The organism is Brevundimonas sp. GW821-FHT12C05, from assembly GCF_058807475.1.
Genome location: NZ_JBXAQS010000002.1, coordinates 227,019 through 244,837 on the forward strand (window position 1 = coordinate 227,019; position 17,819 = coordinate 244,837).

Below are 17,819 nucleotides of genomic sequence, written 5' to 3' on the forward strand. Positions count from 1 at the left end.
ACGGCGTTCGCCAGACCCCGCAGGACGCGGGGTCCGGAAATCGCCGTCACGCGCGCCAGAAACCCACGATCTTCTTGACCTCGTCCACCACCGGATCGGCGATTTCCGCCGCGCGTTCGGCGCCGTCCTTGAGGACGCGGTCGATCTCGGCCGTATCCGCCATCAGGCGGCGCATCTCGGCGGTGACCGGGGCCATGGAGGCCACGGCCAGTTCGGCCAGGGCGGGCTTGAAGGCGCCGAAGCCCTTGCCGCCCCATTCGCGCAGCACCTGCTCCCGGGTCTCGTCGGCCAGGGCGGCGTAGATCGTCACCAGGTTCTTGGCCTCGGCGCGGCCCTCCAACCCCTCGACCGTTTCCGGCAGGGCGTCAGGGTCGGTCTTGGCGCGGCGGATCTTGGCCACGATGGTGTCGGCGTCGTCGGTCAGATTGATGCGCGAGGCGTCTGACGGATCGGACTTGCTCATCTTGGCCGCCCCGTCGCGCAGGCTCATGACCCGCGGGGCCGGGCCCTGGGTCAGGGGCTCGGGCAGGGGGAAGTAGCCCGGGACGCCGAAGTCGTTGTTGAACTTGGCGGCGATGTCGCGGGTCAGTTCCAGGTGCTGCTTCTGGTCCTCGCCGGTCGGCACCTCGGTGGCCTTGTAGAGCAGGATGTCGGCCGCCTGCAGCACCGGATAGGTGTACAGGCCCACCGACGAGCGCTCCTTGTGCTTGCCCGACTTCTCCTTGAACTGGGTCATCCGGTCGAGCCAGCCGAGACGGGCGACGCAGTTGAAGATCCAGGCCAGTTCGGTGTGGGCGCGCACCGCCGACTGCGGGAAGATCACCGACCTGGCCGGATCCAGGCCCGAGGCCAGGTAGGCGGCGGCGATCTCGCGCGTCTGGGCGGTCAGCAGGGCCGGGTCCTGCCAAACGGTGACGGCGTGCAGGTCCGCGACGAACAGGAAGCAGGGCGCGCCCGTGTCCTGCAGCTGGGTGAAGCGCTTCAGGGCGCCGAGATAGTTGCCCAGGTGGAGGGCGCCGGAGGCCTGGATGCCGGACAGGATGCGGCGCGGGCCGTCATAGGCCGGAACGGTCTGGGCCGGGGTGGAATCGGTCATGGTCGGTACTCGGGAGGAAATCTGGATCAGGCGCGCGACAGCGCGCGCGGAAAGGCGCCGGAGAAGGTCAGCCGCGCCATCGGCCGGCGGTGAAGGTCTGTCCCGAAATCGTCATTTCCATCGCGCTTATCGTCTCGCTGGCGGTCAGTCCAGACCGGAGGAGATGGAGGCGCCCGGCTCGCGGCGCAGCACCGCCTTCAGTTCGGACAGGCTGACGGCCCGGAAGGCGATCAGACAGACCCCGTAGACCACCGCGCCGAGGCCGCAGACGGCCACCACAGCGACCTCCTTGGCGAGGAAGACCTGGCTCAGGATCTGGTAGCCGATCCCCGCCGCCAGCAGGCCCGCCGCCATGACGGCGCTGGCCAGCAGCACCCGCGACAGGCGCGATAGGAAGGGCGTGGTGGCCCGCCACGCCTTTTCCCGGATCAGGGTCCCGCCCAGCAGGGCGACATTGATCCAGGCCGACAGGCTGGTGGCGATCGCCAGCCCCAGCACGCCGTCGGCGCCCATGGACTGAAGCAGGAAGAACAGACTGGAACCGACCACCACGGTGATCCCCACCGAGGTCACGGCGAAGATCATCGGCCGGCGCGTGTCCTGGCGGGCGAAGAAGGGCGGGGTCAGGACCTTGGCCAGCACGAAGGCCGGCACGCCCCAGGCGAACTGGCGCAGCACATCTGCGGTGCGGGCCGCGTCGGCGCTGGTGAAGGCGCCGCGCGTGACGGTGGCGTCGATGATGAAGAAGGGAATGACGAACAGGGCCACCGCCGCGGGCAGGGTGAAGGCCATCGACAGGGTGATGCCGTCATCCAGCGTCTTGCGCCCGCCCTCATGGTCGCCCTGCACGAAGGCCCGGGTCAGGCGCGGCACCAGGGCCAGGCCGATGGCCACGCCGACGAGGCCCAGCGGCAGCTGATACAGGCGGTCGGCGTTGTACAGCACCGACCGGGCGCCCTCGTTCGATCCGGTCAGGAACTGGCTGACGACAGAGTTGATCTGCAGGGCGCCGCCGGCCAGGACGCCGGGAATGGCCAGGGCCAGGGTCTTCTTGACCCCGGCCGTCAGGCGCGGCCACGACAGCTTCAGCCGGACGCCGAGCCGGCGCACGCCCCACCACAGCAGCCCCGCCTGCAGCACGCCCGAGACGGTAACCGCCGCGCTGACGGCCAGCAGGGTGTCCGGCTGGCTCATCGGGATCAGGCTGGGCGCCAGCAGGGGCGCGAGGGTGCACAGGTTCAGGAACACCGGCACCCCGGCCGACAGGGCGAACCGACCGCTGGTGTTCAGCACGCCCGACAGCAGGGAGGCGATGGTCATGCAGGCCAGGTAGGGCATGGTCAGCTGGGCGGCGGTGACGGCGGCGTGCATCACCCCGGCGTCGTCCTTCCAGGCCGACAGCAGCACCGGCATGATCCACGGCATCAGCACCTGCAGCAGGATGCAGAAGCCGGCGACGACGGCGAACATGAAGCTGAGCGCCTCGGAGGCCGTGACGGCGGCGGCCTCCTCGCCCTCGCGTTCGCGCACCCCGCCGTAGATCGGCACGAAGGCCTGGGCGAAGGCGCCCTCGGCGAACAGACGCCGGAACATGTTGGGCAGCATCAACGCCGTGGTGAAGGCGTCCATCATCGGCCCCTGGCCGAAACGCGCCGACAGGACCAGATCGCGGGCGAAGCCCAGAAGGCGGCTCCCCAGGGTCAGGGTCGCTTGCACCAGGGTGTTTCGGGCGAGGCTCATCGTGAACTCGAATGTCGGATCAGCCGACGCTTAGCGTGCTTCCGGGCGAGGCGATACGGGCCGTTTCCGGCCGAATTCGGAGACGTCGCGCAGGCTGGCGCGAACGGGCGCGGAAACCGAGCGGCTGTTGGCGTCGCGACGGTCCAGCACTGCCTCCAGCTCGGCGCGAAGCCGCTCCAGCTTCGCGCCCGGCTGAGGGCGTCCGCCCTTCGCGTCCGTGACGTAGAAGCTGTCCACCGCCCGCTCGCCGAAGCCGGCGATATGGGCCGAGCGGATCGACAGGCCGTGGTCCGTCAGCATGCGGGACAGCTCGGCCAGCAGGCCGGGACGGTCGGCGCCCGACAGTTCGATCACCGCCGCGTCCGGGCTTTCGTCCAGATCGATCAACACCACCGGTCGTACATCGAAGGCGGCGCGGCGCGGATTGGGCTGGGGCTCGGGCGGCGGGGCGGACCGATCCCCCCGGGCCGCGCTTTCCAGCGCCGCCACCAGCCGGGTCAGCCGGCGCGGCTCGGCCTGGCCATAGGGCGCGCCCGACCCGTCCTGCAGTTCGAACACGTCCAGCGCCGTGCCGTCCTCGGCTGTGGCCACCCGGGCGCCGACCACGTCCGCTCCGCCCGCCGCCAGCGCCGCCGCCAGATCGGCGAACAGGCCCGGCCGGTCCTTGGCCGCCACGGCGACGCGGGCGGCGGCCAGGGGCTCGCTGCCCTCGTCGTTCTTGCGCTCGGCGACGATGCTCGCCGCCGCGCCCGAGGCGCCGGCCCGGGCGACCAGATCGGGGAAGTCGGCCAGCGGATCGGCGCGGGTCACGTCCTCGCCCCGGAACACCCCCTCGGTGCGCTGATACAGGTCGCGCATCAGCTGCCCCTTCCAGCCGTTCCAGACGCCGGGCCCAACGGCCCGGATGTCGGCCACCGTCAGCACCAACAGGGTCCGCAGCCGTTCGGGGTCGCCGACCAGTTCGGCGAAGGCCCGCACCGTCGCGGGGTCGGACACGTCGCGCTTCTGGGCGTAGTCGCTGAGGGCGAGGTGATTGCGCACCAGCCAGACCACGAACTCGGTCCGGCGCGGGTCGATGCCCAGCCGGTCGCAGGCGCGCCGCGCGGCGATCGCCCCGTCCTCCAGCTGCCCCCGGTCGCCGCCCTTGCCGACGTCATGCAGCAGCATGGCCAGCATCAGGGCCTCGAAATCGTCGATGCGGTGGACGATTTCGGTCGCACTGGGATGCTCGGCCGAAAGCTTGCCGCGCCAGATGTCGTTGATGATGCCGATGGCCTGCAGCGTGTGCTCGTCGACCGTATAGGCGTGATACATGTTGAACTGGGTCTGGCCGACGATCCGCCCCCATTCGGGCAGGAACCGGCCCAGCAGGCCTGTCTCGTTCATCAGCGTCAGCACGCGATAGGGCCGCTGCCCCGTCAGAATGTCCAGGAACGCGCGGGTCGCCTCGGCGTCGCGGCGCAGCGACGGGGTGACCAGCGACAGCGACCGCGTCACCGCCGAGAAGGCGTCGGGATGCAGATCCAGATCGTGTTCGTCGGCGGTGCGGAACAGGATCAGCAGCTTGGCCGGGTCCCCGGCGAACACCTCCGGCCCGATCACGGACAGCCGGCCCGAGACCTCCACGAAGCCCTCAACCCCCAGGTTGCGCTTCCGGCCAGGAATCAGTCTGGACAGGCTCATCGTCGGCTTCTGGTGGCGCGCCTCCAGCTTGGCCGAGGTGGCCCGGGTCAGGGCGCCTACATCCCGTGCGACGATGAAATAGCGGCGCATGAACCGCTCCACCGCCGGCTCGTCCCCCCGCCCCTGCCAGCCCATCCGGCGAGCCACCTCGGGCTGCAGGTCGAAGGTGAGCTTCTCCTCGGCCCGTCCCGCCAGCAGGTGCAGGTGAGCCCGGGTGCGCCACAGGAAGTCGAAGGATTCCTCGAACGTCCGCCGTTCGCGCGGGGTCAGCAGGTCGTCCATGACCCGCGCGCCCAGCGGGCTCTCGGGCGCCAGTGAACGGGCGATCCAGAACAGGGTGTTCAGATCGCGCAGCCCGCCCTTGCCGTCCTTGACGTTGGGCTCGACCCTATAGCGCACCGCACCGGTCTTCTGGTGGCGGACATCCCGCTCCTCCAGCTTGGCGGCGATGAAGGGGCGCGGATCGGCCTTGACCACGAAGGCGCGGAAGCGGGCGATGAAGTCGTCGGCCAGCCGCTCGTCCCCGGCCAGGGGGCGGGCCTCCAGCAGGGTGGTGCGGACCATCATGTCGGTCTTGGCCAGCGCCAGAGACTCATCGACCGACCGCGCCGCCTGACCGACCTTCACGCCCAGGTCCCACAGGACGTAGAGCATGAACTCGATCACCTGTTCGCTGCGCGGAATCGACTTCCAGGGGCGCAGGAACAGCAGGTCCAGGTCCGAGAAGGGCGCCATCACGCCACGCCCGTAGCCGCCCACGGCGATCAAACTCAGCCGCTCGGCTTCGGTGGGATTGGGAGCCGGATAGAGGACGTCGGTGGTGAAGCGCCACAGGGCGGTCAGCATGTCGTCGGCGGCGGCGGCGTAGAGCCGCGCGACCTCGACGCCCTCGCCGCCGGCCTCCAGCCGCCGCGCCGCCTTCGCCCGGCCCGCATCCCAGCTCTCGCGAAGGATCGCCGCCACGGCCCTGCGCACATCGGACGCCCCGGCCGTCTCGGCCAGCCGCGCGTCGAGGGTCGGGTTCACCGGCTTGCCGGCCCTTTGGCCAATCCCTTGAGGCGATACAGGGCCTCCAGCGCCTCGCGCGGGCTCAGTTCGTCCGGCTCGATGCCCTTCAGCGCATCCTCGACCATCGAGGGCCGGGCCGGCTCGGGCGCGGCCGGTTCGGCCATGGCGAACAGAGGCAGGTCGGTGAGATTGGCGCCGGCGGTCTTCTCGCCCTCCAGCCGATCCAGAACCTCGCGGGCGCGGGCGACGACCGGTCCCGGCACGCCCGCCAGTCGGGCCACCTGCACGCCATAGGAGCGGTCGGCGGCGCCCGGCGCGGCCTCGTGCAGGAAGACCAGCTCGCCGTTCCACTCCTTGGCCCGCATGGACAGGTTGCAGACGTGGGCCAGCCGCGTCTCCAGCACCGCCAGCTCGTGGTAGTGGGTGGCGAACAGGGTGCGGGCGCGATTGCGGTCGTGCAGCGCCTCCGTGGTGGCCCAGGCGATGGCCAGGCCGTCATAGGTGGCGGTGCCGCGGCCGATCTCGTCCAGCACCACGAAGCTGCGCTCCGTCGCCTGGGTCAGGATGGCGGCGGTCTCGACCATCTCCATCATGAAGGTGGACCGTCCGCGCGCCAGATCGTCGCCCGCCCCGACGCGGCTGAACAGCCGGTCGACCACGCCCAGCCGCATCGATTTGGCGGGCACGAAGGCCCCGGCCTGGGCCAGCACCACCAGCAGGGCGTTCTGGCGCAGGAAGGTCGACTTACCGGCCATGTTCGGCCCGGTGACGATCGACAGGCGCGCGCCCGCGACGCCGGAGCCGTCCAGACGGCAGTCGTTGGGCGTATAGGGATCACCCGCGGCCTTCACCGCCGCCTCGACCACCGGGTGCCGCCCGGCGGCGACCTCGAAGCAGAGGGTGTCGTCGACGTGGGGACGCACCGCCCCGACCTCCTGCGCCCATTCCGCCAGCGCGGCGTGGGCGTCGAGCTCGGCCAGCGCCTCGGCCACGGCCTGCAGCGGCTGGGCCAGCGACTGGACCGTGCGCCGCCAAATCTCGAAGGTCTCGCCCTCGATGGCCAGCGACCGGTGTCCGGCCTGGCTGATCTTCGCATCCAGTTCCGACAGCTCCACCGTCGTGAAGCGGACCTGGTTGGCCAGGGTCTGGCGATGGATGAATGGGCTTTCGCCGGTGGGCCGCAGCAGGGGCTCGGCGGCCTTAGCGCTGGTCTCCAGGAAATAGCCCAGCACGGCGTTGTGCTTGATCTTGAAGGCCACGCCGGACTCGGCGACCGCGCGCGCCTCCAGGTCGGCCACGACCCGGCGGCTGTCGTCGCGCAGGCGACGCGCCTCATCCAGCTCGGGGCGGAAGTCGGGGTTCACGAAGCCGCCGTCGCGCGCCAGATGCGGCGGCTCGGCGACCAGCCCTTCGGCCAGATCGACCAGCAGCCGCCCCAGGTCGGGGGTCAGGGTCAGGCGGTCGACGCAGGCGGCGATGCGCGGCGGCGGGCCGGTCAGCGGATCGGCGACCGGCGGGAACAGGCCGGCGATGCCCTCGGCGATCGACAGGCCGTTGCGGATGCCGGCCAGATCGCGCGGTCCGCCCCGGCCCAGCACCAGCCGCGACACGGCCCGGGCCACGTCCGACGACGCCTTCAGCCCGTCGCGCAGGTCGCGGCGCAGGTCACGGCGCTCCAGCAGCCATTCGACCGCGTCGAGTCCATGATTGATGGCGACGGGATCGCGCAGCGGGCGCGCCACCCGCTCGGCCAGCGCCCGGGCGCCCCCCGAGGTCACCGTGCGGTCGATCGAGGCCAGCAGCGAACCCTCGCGCTCGCCGCGCTGCGTCCGGTCGATCTCGAGGCTCAGGCGTGTCGCCGGATCGATGGCCAGGAAGCCCGTGTCGCCGGTGCGGCGCGGCGGGGTCAGGGCCGGAATCTTGCCCGCCTGGGTCGTCTCCAGATAGGCGGCGATCAGGCCCAGGGCCGAGACCTCCGCCTCCTCGAAGGCGCCGAAGCCGTCCAGCGAGGCCACCCCGTAAAGGCGCTCGACCCGGACCTTGGCCCCGACCGGCTCGGCCAGCGCCTGCGGCAGGGCCTGGACCACGCCGCCGGAGCCGTTCAGCGCGTCCTTGGTCGCCTCGTCCGAGAACAGGCGGTCGGGGACCAGCACCTCGGAAGGCCGGAAGGACGACAGGGTCGCGCCCAGGTCGTCCAGCGAACAGGCCACGACGTCCACGGCCCCGGCGGACAGTTCGACCACGGCCACCGCCGCCCGGCCCTTGCGCACCGCCACGGCGGCCAGCCGGTTGGCGCCCCGCGCGTCCAGCAGCGAATCCTCGGTCAGGGTGCCCGGCGTGACCACCCGCACGACGCCGCGATGCACGACCGCCTTGCCGCCGCGCTTCTTGGCCTCGGCCGGATCTTCCAGCTGTTCGCAGATGGCCGCCTTGAATCCCTGCCGGATCAGCCGGGCCAGATAGCCGTCCAGCGCATGCACCGGCACCCCGGCCATGGGGATGTCGTCGCCGTTGTGCTTGCCCCGCTTGGTCAGGGTGATGCCCAGGGCGGCGGCGGCGATCTCGGCGTCCTTGAAGAACAGCTCGTAGAAGTCGCCCATGCGGAAGAACAGGATGGCGTCCGGCTGCCCGGCCTTGGCCGTCAGATACTGGGCCATGAACGGCGTCGCGCCCTCCAGGGACGGGACGGCGTCGGCGTGCGGCGGGTGAGCGAGGGGAGCGTTCATGAGAGCGGCGCAAGGTGAAGGAATGCCGGGAACGGCTCAAGCGGAATAGGGCGTCCTTTACCTCGGCTCACAACTGAATGCATTGTTCAGCCATGATCCTGCGCGGCCTTGCTTCGATGTTCATTCTGGCGGTCTCGGCCTTGCCGGCGATGGCGGAGGAACCGCCTCTCTGGAAACTGGTCGCCCAGTCCGATCTGATTGTCCTGGCGTCGGTGGACATCCCTGCCGCCCCGCCGCCAAGAACCTACGTTTCCCTGCCGCTGAGAGACTTCACAGCGTTGAAGGGGGAAGTCGGCGCACACCCGAAACTGCAGTGGTACTCGGACCCCCGTCCGTACGCGCCGGCTCTGGAGCAGATGCGGGCCGCCGACAGCTCTCGATCTCTTGTGTTCGCCCTGCGCAGCGAAGGCCGTCTCTATTTCGCCGGCGATACGCCCACCGCCTTCCGTCCGGCCGATGCGGAATCCGTCGCGGCGGTCGAAACGGAGATTTCAAGGCAAGCCGGCGTGCTCGCGCGTTGGCGGCGCGACACATCGGTCCCGCATTACGCCGAGGTGCAGGCCATCATCGAGGCCATCATCGCCCTGTCGCCCGCATCAGGTGACGAAAGGCGGAGTGGACCGAGCCGGCAACAACACCTCTTTGATCGCTTGATCGCACTCGGCCCGGAAGCCGTGCCCGCCATCATCGAGCAGATGGATGACAGACGCCGCCTGCCGGAGCCGCAAATCTCCCTCGTGAACGATGCGTCCAACGCCTTCGAAGGCATTCGTCATTACGGACCCGATGTCATGACTGAGGCTCTGGCCGCTGTTCTGAACCAACTCACGAATGAGGACTTCGGCTCCATCTACAACGGAAGCACGCAGGCCGAGCGACAGGCGGCCGTCCAAGGTTGGCGTGTCTACCTTGATCATCTGCGCAACGACGACGCCGCCTGACCTTGCACAAGCGTCGCTGCACTGCGACAAGCCGCGTCGGCGGTTAAGGGAACACGGTGTGAAACCGTGGCTGTGCCCGCAACTGTAGGCGGCGAGATCGCTGTCCGCCCGGAGCTTGCTCCGGCGCCACTGGTTCCTCCCTCGAGGGACTGGGAAGGCGAGGGCTTCGATTGTCGACCCGCAAGCCAGGAGACCTGGCCGCCACCGTCGCTCGCCGCTGTCCGGGACCAGGCAGAGGCGCGGGGACTTCCGTCGCAGCGACCCGATCTTGCGCCGTCCGGACCTTCGGGTTCGGCGGATCGGTTCGCTCACATGAGGCCTCTCGCGCGCATTCGCGGGGCCCGTACGGGGTTTTCGCTCATGAAGCGCTCCATTCTGCTTTCCACCGCGGCCATGGCCGCGGCCTTCGCCGGTCCCGCCTTCGCCCAGGAGGCGCGGGACGATTCCCTGCCCGAGATCGTGGTCACCGCCACCCGCATTCCCTCCATCGTCGCCGACACGCCCGGCGCCCGCGTCATCGACAGCCGCACCATCGAACAGCGCGGCGCCGTCTTCGCCGCCGACATCCTGGCCGACGTCCCCGGCCTGTCCGTGACCCGTTCGGGCGCTTTCGGGGGCGTCGCCCAGATCCGCATGCGCGGCGCCACCCCGGGCAAGACCCTGGTGCTGGTCGACGGCGCCCCGGTCAACGACGCGGCCGAACCCAACGGCGCCTATGATTTCTCGGGCTTCGACCTGGGCGACATCGAGCGCATCGAAGTCCTGTCCGGTCCGCAGTCCTCGCTGTGGGGCTCCGACGCCATCGGCGGCGTGATCGCCTTCACGACGAAGGAAATCGACGGCGTTCGCGCCGAGGCCGAGGCCGGCAGCTTCGGCACCGTGCGCGGCCGCCTCGCCGGCGGCGTGGCCAATGAGACCTGGGCGCTGGGCGGCTATGTCTCGCGCTTCACCACCGACGGCATCTCCGTCGCCGACGAAGCCAACGGCAACCCCGAGGCCGATGGCTTCGAGAACACCACCGTGGGCGTTCGCGGCCGCTACGCCGTCTCCCCGACGGTGAAGCTGGACGGTTCGGCCCGCTGGTCGCGCAGCGAAGCCGATCTGGATAACGGCTTCCCGGTCTCAGACAACAGCGACCGCTCGGAATCGGAACAATGGTCGGGCGTCGCCCGCGCCAGCGTCGACGCCCTCGGCCTGGACCACCAGTTCAGCGTCTCGGCGTCGAATATCGAGCGCGAGACCTTCAGCGCCTTCGGTTCGGTCTTCGAAGCCGACCGCCAGGCCTACCGCTGGCAGGCCAACGGCGAGACCGGCGCCGCCACCTACGCCTTCGGCGTCGAGCGTGAAGAGAGCGAAGGCAGCATCTCGACCGGCGCCAAGGTCGACCTGGGGACCACTTCGGTCTTCGGCACGGGCCGCTATCAGCTCACCGACGCCCTGAGCGTCACCGGCGGCCTGCGCTTCGACGACACCGACGACTTCGGCTCCAAGACCACCGGGCGCATCTCGGCCGCGTGGGACTTCGGTTACGGCTTCACCCTGTCGGGCGCCTACGGCACGGGCTTCAAGGCTCCGTCGGTCAGCCAGGCGGTGTGCGATTTCTGCTTCTCGTCGATCCCCTTCCCGACCCTGCGTCCGGAAAAGGCGGAAGGCTTTGAGGCCGCCATCGGCTGGCGTTCGGCCGACGGCCGCATCGAGGGCCGGGCGACCGCCTACCACCTCTCGGTGGAGGACCAGATCACCTACTTCTTCGATACGGTCACCTTCGACAGCTACTACATCAACCTCGCCGAGACGGCGACGGACGGGGTCGAGCTGGAAGGTCGGGCCCTCCTGGGCGGCGGCTTCGATCTGAGCCTGGCCTACGCCTGGACCGATGCGAAGGACGAGAGCAACGGCCGCGCACTGGCCCGGATCCCCGAGCATTCGGGCTCGGCGACCCTGGGCTGGACCGGCGATCGCCTGTCGGGCGCCCTGACCGTGCGGGCCGAAGGCGACCAGCCGGACACCAACTCGGCCAACGCCCCGGTCCGCGACAGCTTCGTCACGGCGAACCTGAACGCGGCCTACGTCCTGACCGACAACGTCACCCTGACGGCACGGATCGAGAACCTGGCCGACAAGCACTATCAACAGGTGCTGGGATACGGCGAGCCCGGACGTTCGGGCTATGTCGGGATCAGGCTGCGCTACTGATCCGCGCGCGAGGCCCGGCCGCTACGGCGGCCGGGTGCTCGAGCTGCAGGCTCTGCCAGTCCAGCGCCGGCGCCGGCGCGTGGGCGGCGGCCACCACGGCGCGCAGTTCGGCGGCCGAGGCGGCGCTGGCCACCACGGCGGCGATCTGCGGCAGGCCCAGGGTGTAGGCGAGCGTCGCCTGCATCGGATCGACGCGGGCCTCGGCGAGGCGACGGCGGATGCGCGACAGCTGCGGCGCGTGATGCGCCATCTCGGCCGGAAGGGCGTCGCCGCTCATGAACAGCAGGCCGCCGGCGAACACCGACGACAGGTGGATGTCGGCGCCCAGTTCGGCGATTTCGTCCAAGGTGCCCGAGCGGTGGACCCGCTGATCCAGCAGACTGCACGGCAGCTGGACCACGTCCGGCTGGAAGCGGCGGGCCAGCAGAGCCGGACCGTCCTCGACGGTGGCGCAAAAGCCGATGCGGCGGAACAGGCCCCGGTCCTTGAGCGACTGCATGCGGTCCCACAGGGCGCGGCCCTCGGCCCCGACCAGGTCAGTGGCGTTCGACGCCAGCAAGGTGTCGCCGCGCGGCAGGCCCATGCGTTCCAGCGAGCGGCGGGCGCGGGCCTCGACCCGGTCGACGCCCTCCTCGATGGAGACGGTGCGCACGGTGACCTTGAAGGGCGACGGGAAGGGCCAGGCCTGACCCAGCCAGCGCTCGCCGTCGCCGTCCGGCCTGGTCGCCACCACGGTGACGCCGGCGTCGGCGGCGGTCTGGAGCAGGAACCGCAGGGCCTCCTCGCGCGCGCCGGCGGGAGCGGGCATGGCGCGTTCGGGCTGGTGCACGACGGCGAGAGCCAGCTTTTCGACCGGAGACGGGGCGCGGTTCGGGATCACTGCCGGACCTTGCAGCGTGAAAGCTTAAGACCGCCCTTCCAGGACCTTGACTGAATCTTACCGGACGAACGCTGGTAGGGCCGCAAACCAGCCTTAATTCAAGCTCTTGACCCCAATCGGTATGGCTTGCTCGGCCTCTCGGGAAGGCCGGAAATCCACAGGAAATTTCGCGGAAACGTCATTCAGGCGTGGCCTTTGAAAACCACGCCGCGGCCGCCGTGACGTGAAAGCGGAGCGCTCGCCCCAATCCCGCCCTTGCATCGCGGGGCGTCTGGTCCTTTAAGCGCGCGCAAAGAGGAACGCCTCCCCGCGTTCGCCGAAGGATTCTGCCCCATGTCGTCGTCCTCCGCTCCCAAGAAAGTCGTGCTGGCCTATTCGGGCGGCCTGGACACTTCGATCATCCTGAAGTGGCTGCAGATCGAGTATAACGCCGAGGTCATCACCTTCACGGCCGATCTGGGCCAGGGCGAGGAACTGGGCCCAGCGCGCGAGAAGGCGCTGAAGATGGGCATCAAGCCCGAGAACATCTTCATCGACGACCTGCGCGAGGAATTCGTGCGCGACTTCGTCTTCCCGATGTTCCGCGCCAACACCGTCTATGAGGGCCAGTATCTGCTGGGCACCTCGATCGCGCGGCCGCTGATCGCCAAGCGCCAGATCGAGATCGCCAAGATGGTCGGCGCCGACGCCGTCTGTCACGGTGCCACCGGCAAGGGCAACGACCAGGTCCGCTTCGAGCTGGGCTACTACGCCCTGGATCCGGACATCCACGTCATCGCCCCCTGGCGCGAATGGGAGTTCCGCAGCCGCGAGGCCCTGCTGGACTTCGCCGAGAAGCACCAGATCCCGATCTCCAAGGACAAGCGCGGCGAGGCGCCCTTCTCGGTCGACGCCAACCTGCTGCACTCCTCCTCGGAAGGCAAAGTCCTGGAGGACCCGGCGGTCGAGGCGCCCGAGTTCGTTCACCAACGCACCATCGCCCCGGAAGACGCACCCGATCAGGCGACCATCTTCACCATGGGCTTCGAGAAGGGCGACGCGGTCTCCATCGACGGCGTGGCGATGTCCCCCGCCACGATCCTGGCCAAGCTGAACGAGCTGGGCCACGACAACGGCGTCGGCCGTCTCGACCTGGTCGAGAACCGCTTCGTCGGCATGAAGTCGCGCGGCGTCTACGAGACCCCGGGCGGCACCATCCTGCTGGCCGCCCACCGCGGCATCGAGTCGATCACCCTCGACCGCGGCGCGATGCACCTGAAGGACGAACTGGCGGTCAAATACGCCCACCTGATCTACAACGGCTTTTGGTTCTCGCCCGAGCGCGAGATGCTGCAGGCCGCCATCGACCACTCGCAGGCCAAGGTCAGCGGCACGGTCCGCATCAAGCTCTACAAGGGCAATGTCTCGATCATCGGCCGCGAGAGCCCCCAGAGCCTGTACGATCAGGACCTGGTGACCTTCGAGGAAGGCGTCCAGGCCTACGACCACCACGACGCCGAGGGCTTCATCAAGCTGAACGCCCTGCGCCTGCGCGTGCTGGGCAAGCGCGACAAGCGCAACGGCTAAGGCTCTAGGCTAAGGCCGCGCGATCCTGAGGATGGCCGCGTTGCGGTCATCCGCGATCCAGATCGAGCCGTCGCGCGCCACGGCCAGGCCGACCGGCGCCCCCATGGGATGGCGCCCCGCTTGCGCGTTCCACGCCGGCGTCAGCACCCGGGCCCGAGGAGCCGGCGCGTCGGCCGGATAGGGCATGGAGCCGCGCGGATAGACGGCGTAGCGCGCCCGCCTGTCCGTCAGGGGCGCGCCTTCCGCATCGGTCTCGATCGCCACGACCCGGCCCGCCGCCCGCCGGTAGCCGTGCCAGCTCATCAGCATGCGGCCCCGTAGCTCGGGGAACATGGCCCCGTCGTAGTAGAGCATCGACAACGGCGCGGCGTGGGGCGGCAGCAAGGACACGGGCGCGGTCTGCTCCCGGCAACGCGCCTGACGAGCGGTCCAGCCCGGCATCGCCGTCGCCATGTCGGTGCAATAGGGCCAGCCGTGGTCGCTGCCCCGCGTCAGTCGGTTGATCTCGTCGAAGGGCCGGTCCGGCGTCGTCAGGTCGACGGAGTTCTCTGCCTGGTAGACCGCGCCCGAAGGGTGTCTCACCATTGCGACAGAGTTCCTCAGGCCCGTCGCCCAGGGCGTCCAGTCCGTGCTCCAGCGGCCGTCGCCGAGATAGGCGTAACGCCGCACCATGGCCTGGTCGTCGTCCTCGGCGCACAGGCCTCCGGCGTTCCGCCGCGGCGCGCCACGGGCGTCCAGGCACCGATCCGACGGCGCCCCGACATTGACCAGAAGCGCGCCGTCGGTGTCGAAGATGAAGCTCGACAGGGGGTGTCGGTTCTCGTGCAGCCGGTTGTCGGGCAGACCCTCGACCACGGCGGTCGTGCGATCGGGCCGGGCAGGGTCGAACGCGAAGATCCGGCTCATCTCGGCGAGGTAGAGGCGTCCGTCCGGACCGCGCGCGATCGTGTGCGGCATGGACAAACCCGCCAGCAGCCGCGTCCATCGCGGTTGGTCCGAGGCCGTCGACAGCCGCCAGAGCGCGCCGTGCCCGGCGTCCCAGGTTCCGAGATCCGCCACCAACCAGTCGCCGTCGTCGAGCTCGAACAGGGTCCGGGGCATGCGCGGCCCCTCGGCGGTGCTCCGCTGCCAGACGAGACCGAGACAATAACCCTGCGCCATGCCGACGAGGGTCGCCGGCCGGCCGCCGCAGTCGCCTTGAATCGCATAGGTGCGCGGGGCGGACTGACCGGCCACGGGCGGGGCCGCGACGACGGCGAACAGGGCGGACAGGATCAGGGCCGAACGGCGCATGGCCGACCCTAGTCCGGCGCGGCGGAACGCAAAAGGCGTCTCGTCATCAAGGCCCCTATGCGACCAGACCGGCGGAACGCCCGAGACGCCGGTTGAAGCTAAGCCGCAAAAGCCGTCTCGTCAGCGACACGGAAATGCGCCACGGTGGCTCGAACGGGCCGCCGTGGCCTTTTGTTTCGATGGAAGACCCATGTCCCTGCGCCTGATCCTGGCCGTTTCGACCGCCCTCATCGCCACCCCCGTGCTGGCCCAGACCGCGCCGCCGGCCCCGCCCGCCGCCGCCGCGCCCGCCCAGTCGCCCGAGGAAGCGGCCATGGAGGCCAAGGGCCGGGCCTTCCAGGCCTCCATGGAAGAAGTCGGCGAAGAGCTGGAAGCGGTGATGTCGGACACCGCCAAGGACAACGCGACCAAGGCGACCGAAACCAACGCCATCATCGACCGTCACGCGACCGAGATTAACGCCTTCGCCGCTGATCTTGAGACCTTCCTGCGCGCCATGGCCGACAAGCCCGAAAACGCGGCCCGCCGCGACGAAATCGTAAACGCCGCCAACGCCGCTCCGGCCGCGATCCGCAGCATTCCCGAGCAGATGCGCGCTGGCATCGCCCAGGCCCTGACCGCGGCGGCGCCGGCCCCAGCCCCGGCGCAGTAAGCGCCTTACGGCGATTTCACTTGAGGTCGAACGGCGTTGGGCAGACCTTCGGGTCTGCCCTTCCCCGGAGCCGTTCGATGATCAAGGCCCTCTCCCTCGCCGCCGCCCTCGCCGTCCTGCCGCTGTCGGCGGCGCTCGCGGCCAATCCGCAGACCGCTCCGCAGACGTCTGCGGAAGACGCCGCTGAAGCGGCCATCGAGGCCGCCGCCGAGCGCTTCGAGGCCCGCATGGACGCCTATGGCGAGCGCGCCGAGGCCATTTCCGACGACGCCAGCCTGACCGACGAACAGAAGAAGGTTCGGATCGCCGCCCTCTGGACCGAGTACCAGCCTGACGTGGCCGCTTTCACCGCCTCGGTCTCGGAACACGTCGGCGCCATCGCCGGCTCGGCGCTTGCCGGGCTCGATATCGAGGGCATTGTCGCCGAAGCCATGAATGCCGTGGAGGAGTCCGGCGCCCTGCGGGTCGCGGGCGGCATGGCGGCCAACGGCGCCTGGGCCTCGAACGATCCCGAACACATGGCCACCTACGGCCTGATGGCCGAGTACGCCGCCGGCGAGGCGCTCGACGCCATCGACGAAGCGAGCGACGGCGAGATCAGCGTCCATCTCGACACCCCCGTCGAGGCGGCGCCCGCCGCGCCGTCCGCGTCGGCCCCCAAAAAAGACGCCCGCTGATCCTCACGGCTTGACCGCAACCGGTCGCGGCCCGACATCGGGCCATGGCCAGTCTGCCCGTCGATCCGCATCTGTATGCGACCTTCCTGGGCGTGATGGCCGTGATGGCGATCACCCCGGGCCCGGCCAATGTCTTCTCGGTCGCCAACGGCGTGCAGAGGGGCAAGGCCGGCGCGCTGCTGGGCGTCGTCGGCATGAACGCCGCCACCCTGGTCTGGTTCGGCGCCGCCGCGCTCGGTCTCGGCGCCCTGGTGGTCGCCTTTCCGCAGGTCTTCCGCATCATCTCGGTGGCCGGGGCGCTCTATGTCGCCTGGTTGGGCTATCGCGCCTGGCGCGGCGCCTTCGCCACCGCCGCCCAGCCCAACGCTCCGACCGTGAAGATGGGCCGCAGCGCCGTCGTCGACGGCTTCATGGTGCAGATCGCCAATCCCAAGGCGGTTCTGTTCTTCACCGCCGTCCTGCCACCCTTCCTGGACGTGAACCGGCCCGCCGCGCCGCAGCTGGCCCTGTTCGCCGTGGCCACGATCGGCATGGACGTGCTCAGCATGTCCGCCTACGGTCTAGGTGGGGCAGCGCTGGCCCGGCGCATGTCCGAACCCCGCTTCCGCAAGGGGTTCGCCTTCCTGACGGGCGCCTTGCTGCTCGCCGCCGCCGTGCTTATTCTTTCACGTTTATAACGGCTTGCCGGGTGCGGGAACCGGCGCCGTTCATGTCCCGTTCAGCCGTCAGGGCGCGTAGTGACGCGTCAAGGAGCATCCCATGAACATCCGTTTCCTGAAGCCCGTGTTGTTGGCGACGGCGGCGGCCCTCGCCCTGTCGGCCTGCGCCACGGCCACCCCCTATGGTCCGGCCGGCCCGCAGAACCGCTACGGCTATTCCGAGCAACGCGTCGACGCCGACCGCTACCGCGTCAGCTTCGCCGGCAATTCGGTGACCTCGCGCGAGCAGGTCGAAATGTCGCTGCTGTTGCGCGCGGCCGAGCTGACGCTGGAAAGCGGCCATGACTGGTTCGCCACCGTCAACCGCGCCACCGACCGCGACGTGCGCCTGACGGGCTCGCCGGACCCCTTCTATTATGACCGGTACAGCCCGTTCTGGGGTCCGTCATGGCGCTACTACCGCCGCGGCCTGTGGAGCCCGTGGGGCTACCGCGATCCGTTCGGCCCGGACTTCGACGTCCGCGAGATCGACCGCTTCGAAGCCACCGCCGAGATCGTCTTCGGCCGCGGCTCCAAGCCGGCCGGCGATCCGAACGCCTTCGACGCCCGCGAGGTGGTCAACAACCTGGGTCCTCGCGTTCCGCGCGCCTGAGGTCTCCAAGCCTGAGATGAAGAAGGCCCCGCCGGTCGATCCGGCGGGGC

The 17,819-nt window shown here is 69.9% G+C and carries 13 protein-coding genes and 1 riboswitch; of the genes, 7 read left to right on the top strand and 6 right to left on the bottom strand.

Annotated elements, in window-relative coordinates:
* Positions 1-46: 46 nt before the first annotated feature.
* The 4 genes from trpS to mutS all read right to left on the bottom strand — a co-directional run bounded on the left by trpS (position 47) and on the right by mutS (position 8,253).
* On the bottom strand, positions 47-1,096 hold the full coding sequence (gene trpS, locus AC1RRF_RS10440) for a tryptophan--tRNA ligase (protein ID WP_492834370.1): 1,050 nt from the start codon (positions 1,094-1,096) through the stop codon (positions 47-49).
* A 144-nt stretch (positions 1,097-1,240) separates the two neighbouring features.
* Complete coding sequence (gene murJ / locus AC1RRF_RS10445; RefSeq protein WP_492834371.1) at positions 1,241-2,836, bottom strand: murein biosynthesis integral membrane protein MurJ; 1,596 nt, start codon at positions 2,834-2,836, stop codon at positions 1,241-1,243.
* Positions 2,837-2,866: 30 nt separating this feature from the next.
* Positions 2,867-5,545, bottom strand: a complete 2,679-nt coding sequence (glnD, locus tag AC1RRF_RS10450) for a [protein-PII] uridylyltransferase (protein ID WP_492834372.1) — start codon at positions 5,543-5,545, stop codon at positions 2,867-2,869.
* Positions 5,542-8,253 carry a DNA mismatch repair protein MutS gene (gene mutS, locus AC1RRF_RS10455; protein ID WP_492834373.1) on the bottom strand — a complete coding sequence of 904 codons (2,712 nt, stop codon included), beginning with the start codon at positions 8,251-8,253 and terminating at the stop codon, positions 5,542-5,544. Before mutS ends, glnD begins: the two co-directional genes overlap by 4 nt.
* A 92-nt stretch (positions 8,254-8,345) precedes the next feature.
* On the opposite strand from mutS, the gene AC1RRF_RS10460 reads away from it, so the two are divergent.
* Both AC1RRF_RS10460 and AC1RRF_RS10465 read left to right on the top strand, forming a co-directional pair.
* Complete coding sequence (locus tag AC1RRF_RS10460) at positions 8,346-9,194, top strand: hypothetical protein (protein ID WP_492834374.1); 849 nt, start codon at positions 8,346-8,348, stop codon at positions 9,192-9,194.
* A 24-nt stretch (positions 9,195-9,218) separates the two neighbouring features.
* Positions 9,219-9,410, top strand: a riboswitch (cobalamin riboswitch).
* Between the two features lie 144 nt (positions 9,411-9,554).
* A complete protein-coding gene (locus AC1RRF_RS10465) occupies positions 9,555-11,390 on the top strand; it encodes a TonB-dependent receptor plug domain-containing protein (RefSeq protein ID WP_492834375.1) in 1,836 nt (611 codons plus the stop codon).
* Here AC1RRF_RS10465 and AC1RRF_RS10470 read toward each other — a convergent pair.
* Entirely contained in the window at positions 11,374-12,270 is an 897-nt protein-coding gene (locus AC1RRF_RS10470) for an aldo/keto reductase (RefSeq protein ID WP_492834376.1), read from the bottom strand. The genes AC1RRF_RS10465 and AC1RRF_RS10470 overlap by 17 nt on opposite strands.
* A 333-nt stretch (positions 12,271-12,603) precedes the next feature.
* Between AC1RRF_RS10470 and AC1RRF_RS10475 the strand changes: the two genes are divergently transcribed.
* Positions 12,604-13,836 carry an argininosuccinate synthase gene (locus AC1RRF_RS10475; protein ID WP_492834377.1) on the top strand — a complete coding sequence of 411 codons (1,233 nt, stop codon included), beginning with the start codon at positions 12,604-12,606 and terminating at the stop codon, positions 13,834-13,836.
* A 9-nt stretch (positions 13,837-13,845) separates the two neighbouring features.
* Here the strand turns inward: AC1RRF_RS10475 and AC1RRF_RS10480 are convergent, their stop codons facing one another.
* A complete protein-coding gene (locus AC1RRF_RS10480) occupies positions 13,846-15,129 on the bottom strand; it encodes a PQQ-dependent sugar dehydrogenase (RefSeq protein ID WP_492834378.1) in 1,284 nt (427 codons plus the stop codon).
* Positions 15,130-15,319: 190 nt separating this feature from the next.
* Here AC1RRF_RS10480 and AC1RRF_RS10485 point away from each other — a divergent pair, with 190 nt between their 5' ends.
* The 4 genes from AC1RRF_RS10485 (at position 15,320) to AC1RRF_RS10500 (ending at position 17,769) form a co-directional block, all read left to right on the top strand.
* On the top strand, positions 15,320-15,781 hold the full coding sequence (locus tag AC1RRF_RS10485) for a translation initiation factor IF-2 (RefSeq protein ID WP_492834379.1): 462 nt from the start codon (positions 15,320-15,322) through the stop codon (positions 15,779-15,781).
* 77 nt (positions 15,782-15,858) lie between these two features.
* On the top strand, positions 15,859-16,458 hold the full coding sequence (locus AC1RRF_RS10490) for a hypothetical protein (protein ID WP_492834380.1): 600 nt from the start codon (positions 15,859-15,861) through the stop codon (positions 16,456-16,458).
* A 44-nt stretch (positions 16,459-16,502) separates the two neighbouring features.
* Positions 16,503-17,135: a LysE family translocator gene (locus AC1RRF_RS10495; RefSeq protein WP_492834381.1), complete on the top strand. Its 633-nt coding sequence runs from the start codon at positions 16,503-16,505 to the stop codon at positions 17,133-17,135.
* Between the two features lie 82 nt (positions 17,136-17,217).
* On the top strand, positions 17,218-17,769 hold the full coding sequence (locus AC1RRF_RS10500; RefSeq protein WP_492834382.1) for a CC0125/CC1285 family lipoprotein: 552 nt from the start codon (positions 17,218-17,220) through the stop codon (positions 17,767-17,769).
* The last annotated feature ends 50 nt before the right edge of the window (positions 17,770-17,819 follow it).

Coding starts and splice junctions, on each gene's coding strand:
- trpS (WP_492834370.1), bottom strand. CDS start 1,096: ATGACCGATTCCACCCCGGCCCAGACCGTTCCGGCCTATGACGGCCCG.
- murJ (WP_492834371.1), bottom strand. CDS start 2,836: ATGAGCCTCGCCCGAAACACCCTGGTGCAAGCGACCCTGACCCTGGGG.
- mutS (WP_492834373.1), bottom strand. CDS start 8,253: ATGAACGCTCCCCTCGCTCACCCGCCGCACGCCGACGCCGTCCCGTCC.
- AC1RRF_RS10460 (WP_492834374.1), top strand. CDS start 8,346: ATGATCCTGCGCGGCCTTGCTTCGATGTTCATTCTGGCGGTCTCGGCC.
- AC1RRF_RS10465 (WP_492834375.1), top strand. CDS start 9,555: ATGAAGCGCTCCATTCTGCTTTCCACCGCGGCCATGGCCGCGGCCTTC.
- AC1RRF_RS10475 (WP_492834377.1), top strand. CDS start 12,604: ATGTCGTCGTCCTCCGCTCCCAAGAAAGTCGTGCTGGCCTATTCGGGC.
- AC1RRF_RS10480 (WP_492834378.1), bottom strand. CDS start 15,129: ATGCGCCGTTCGGCCCTGATCCTGTCCGCCCTGTTCGCCGTCGTCGCG.
- AC1RRF_RS10485 (WP_492834379.1), top strand. CDS start 15,320: ATGTCCCTGCGCCTGATCCTGGCCGTTTCGACCGCCCTCATCGCCACC.
- AC1RRF_RS10490 (WP_492834380.1), top strand. CDS start 15,859: ATGATCAAGGCCCTCTCCCTCGCCGCCGCCCTCGCCGTCCTGCCGCTG.
- AC1RRF_RS10495 (WP_492834381.1), top strand. CDS start 16,503: ATGGCCAGTCTGCCCGTCGATCCGCATCTGTATGCGACCTTCCTGGGC.
- AC1RRF_RS10500 (WP_492834382.1), top strand. CDS start 17,218: ATGAACATCCGTTTCCTGAAGCCCGTGTTGTTGGCGACGGCGGCGGCC.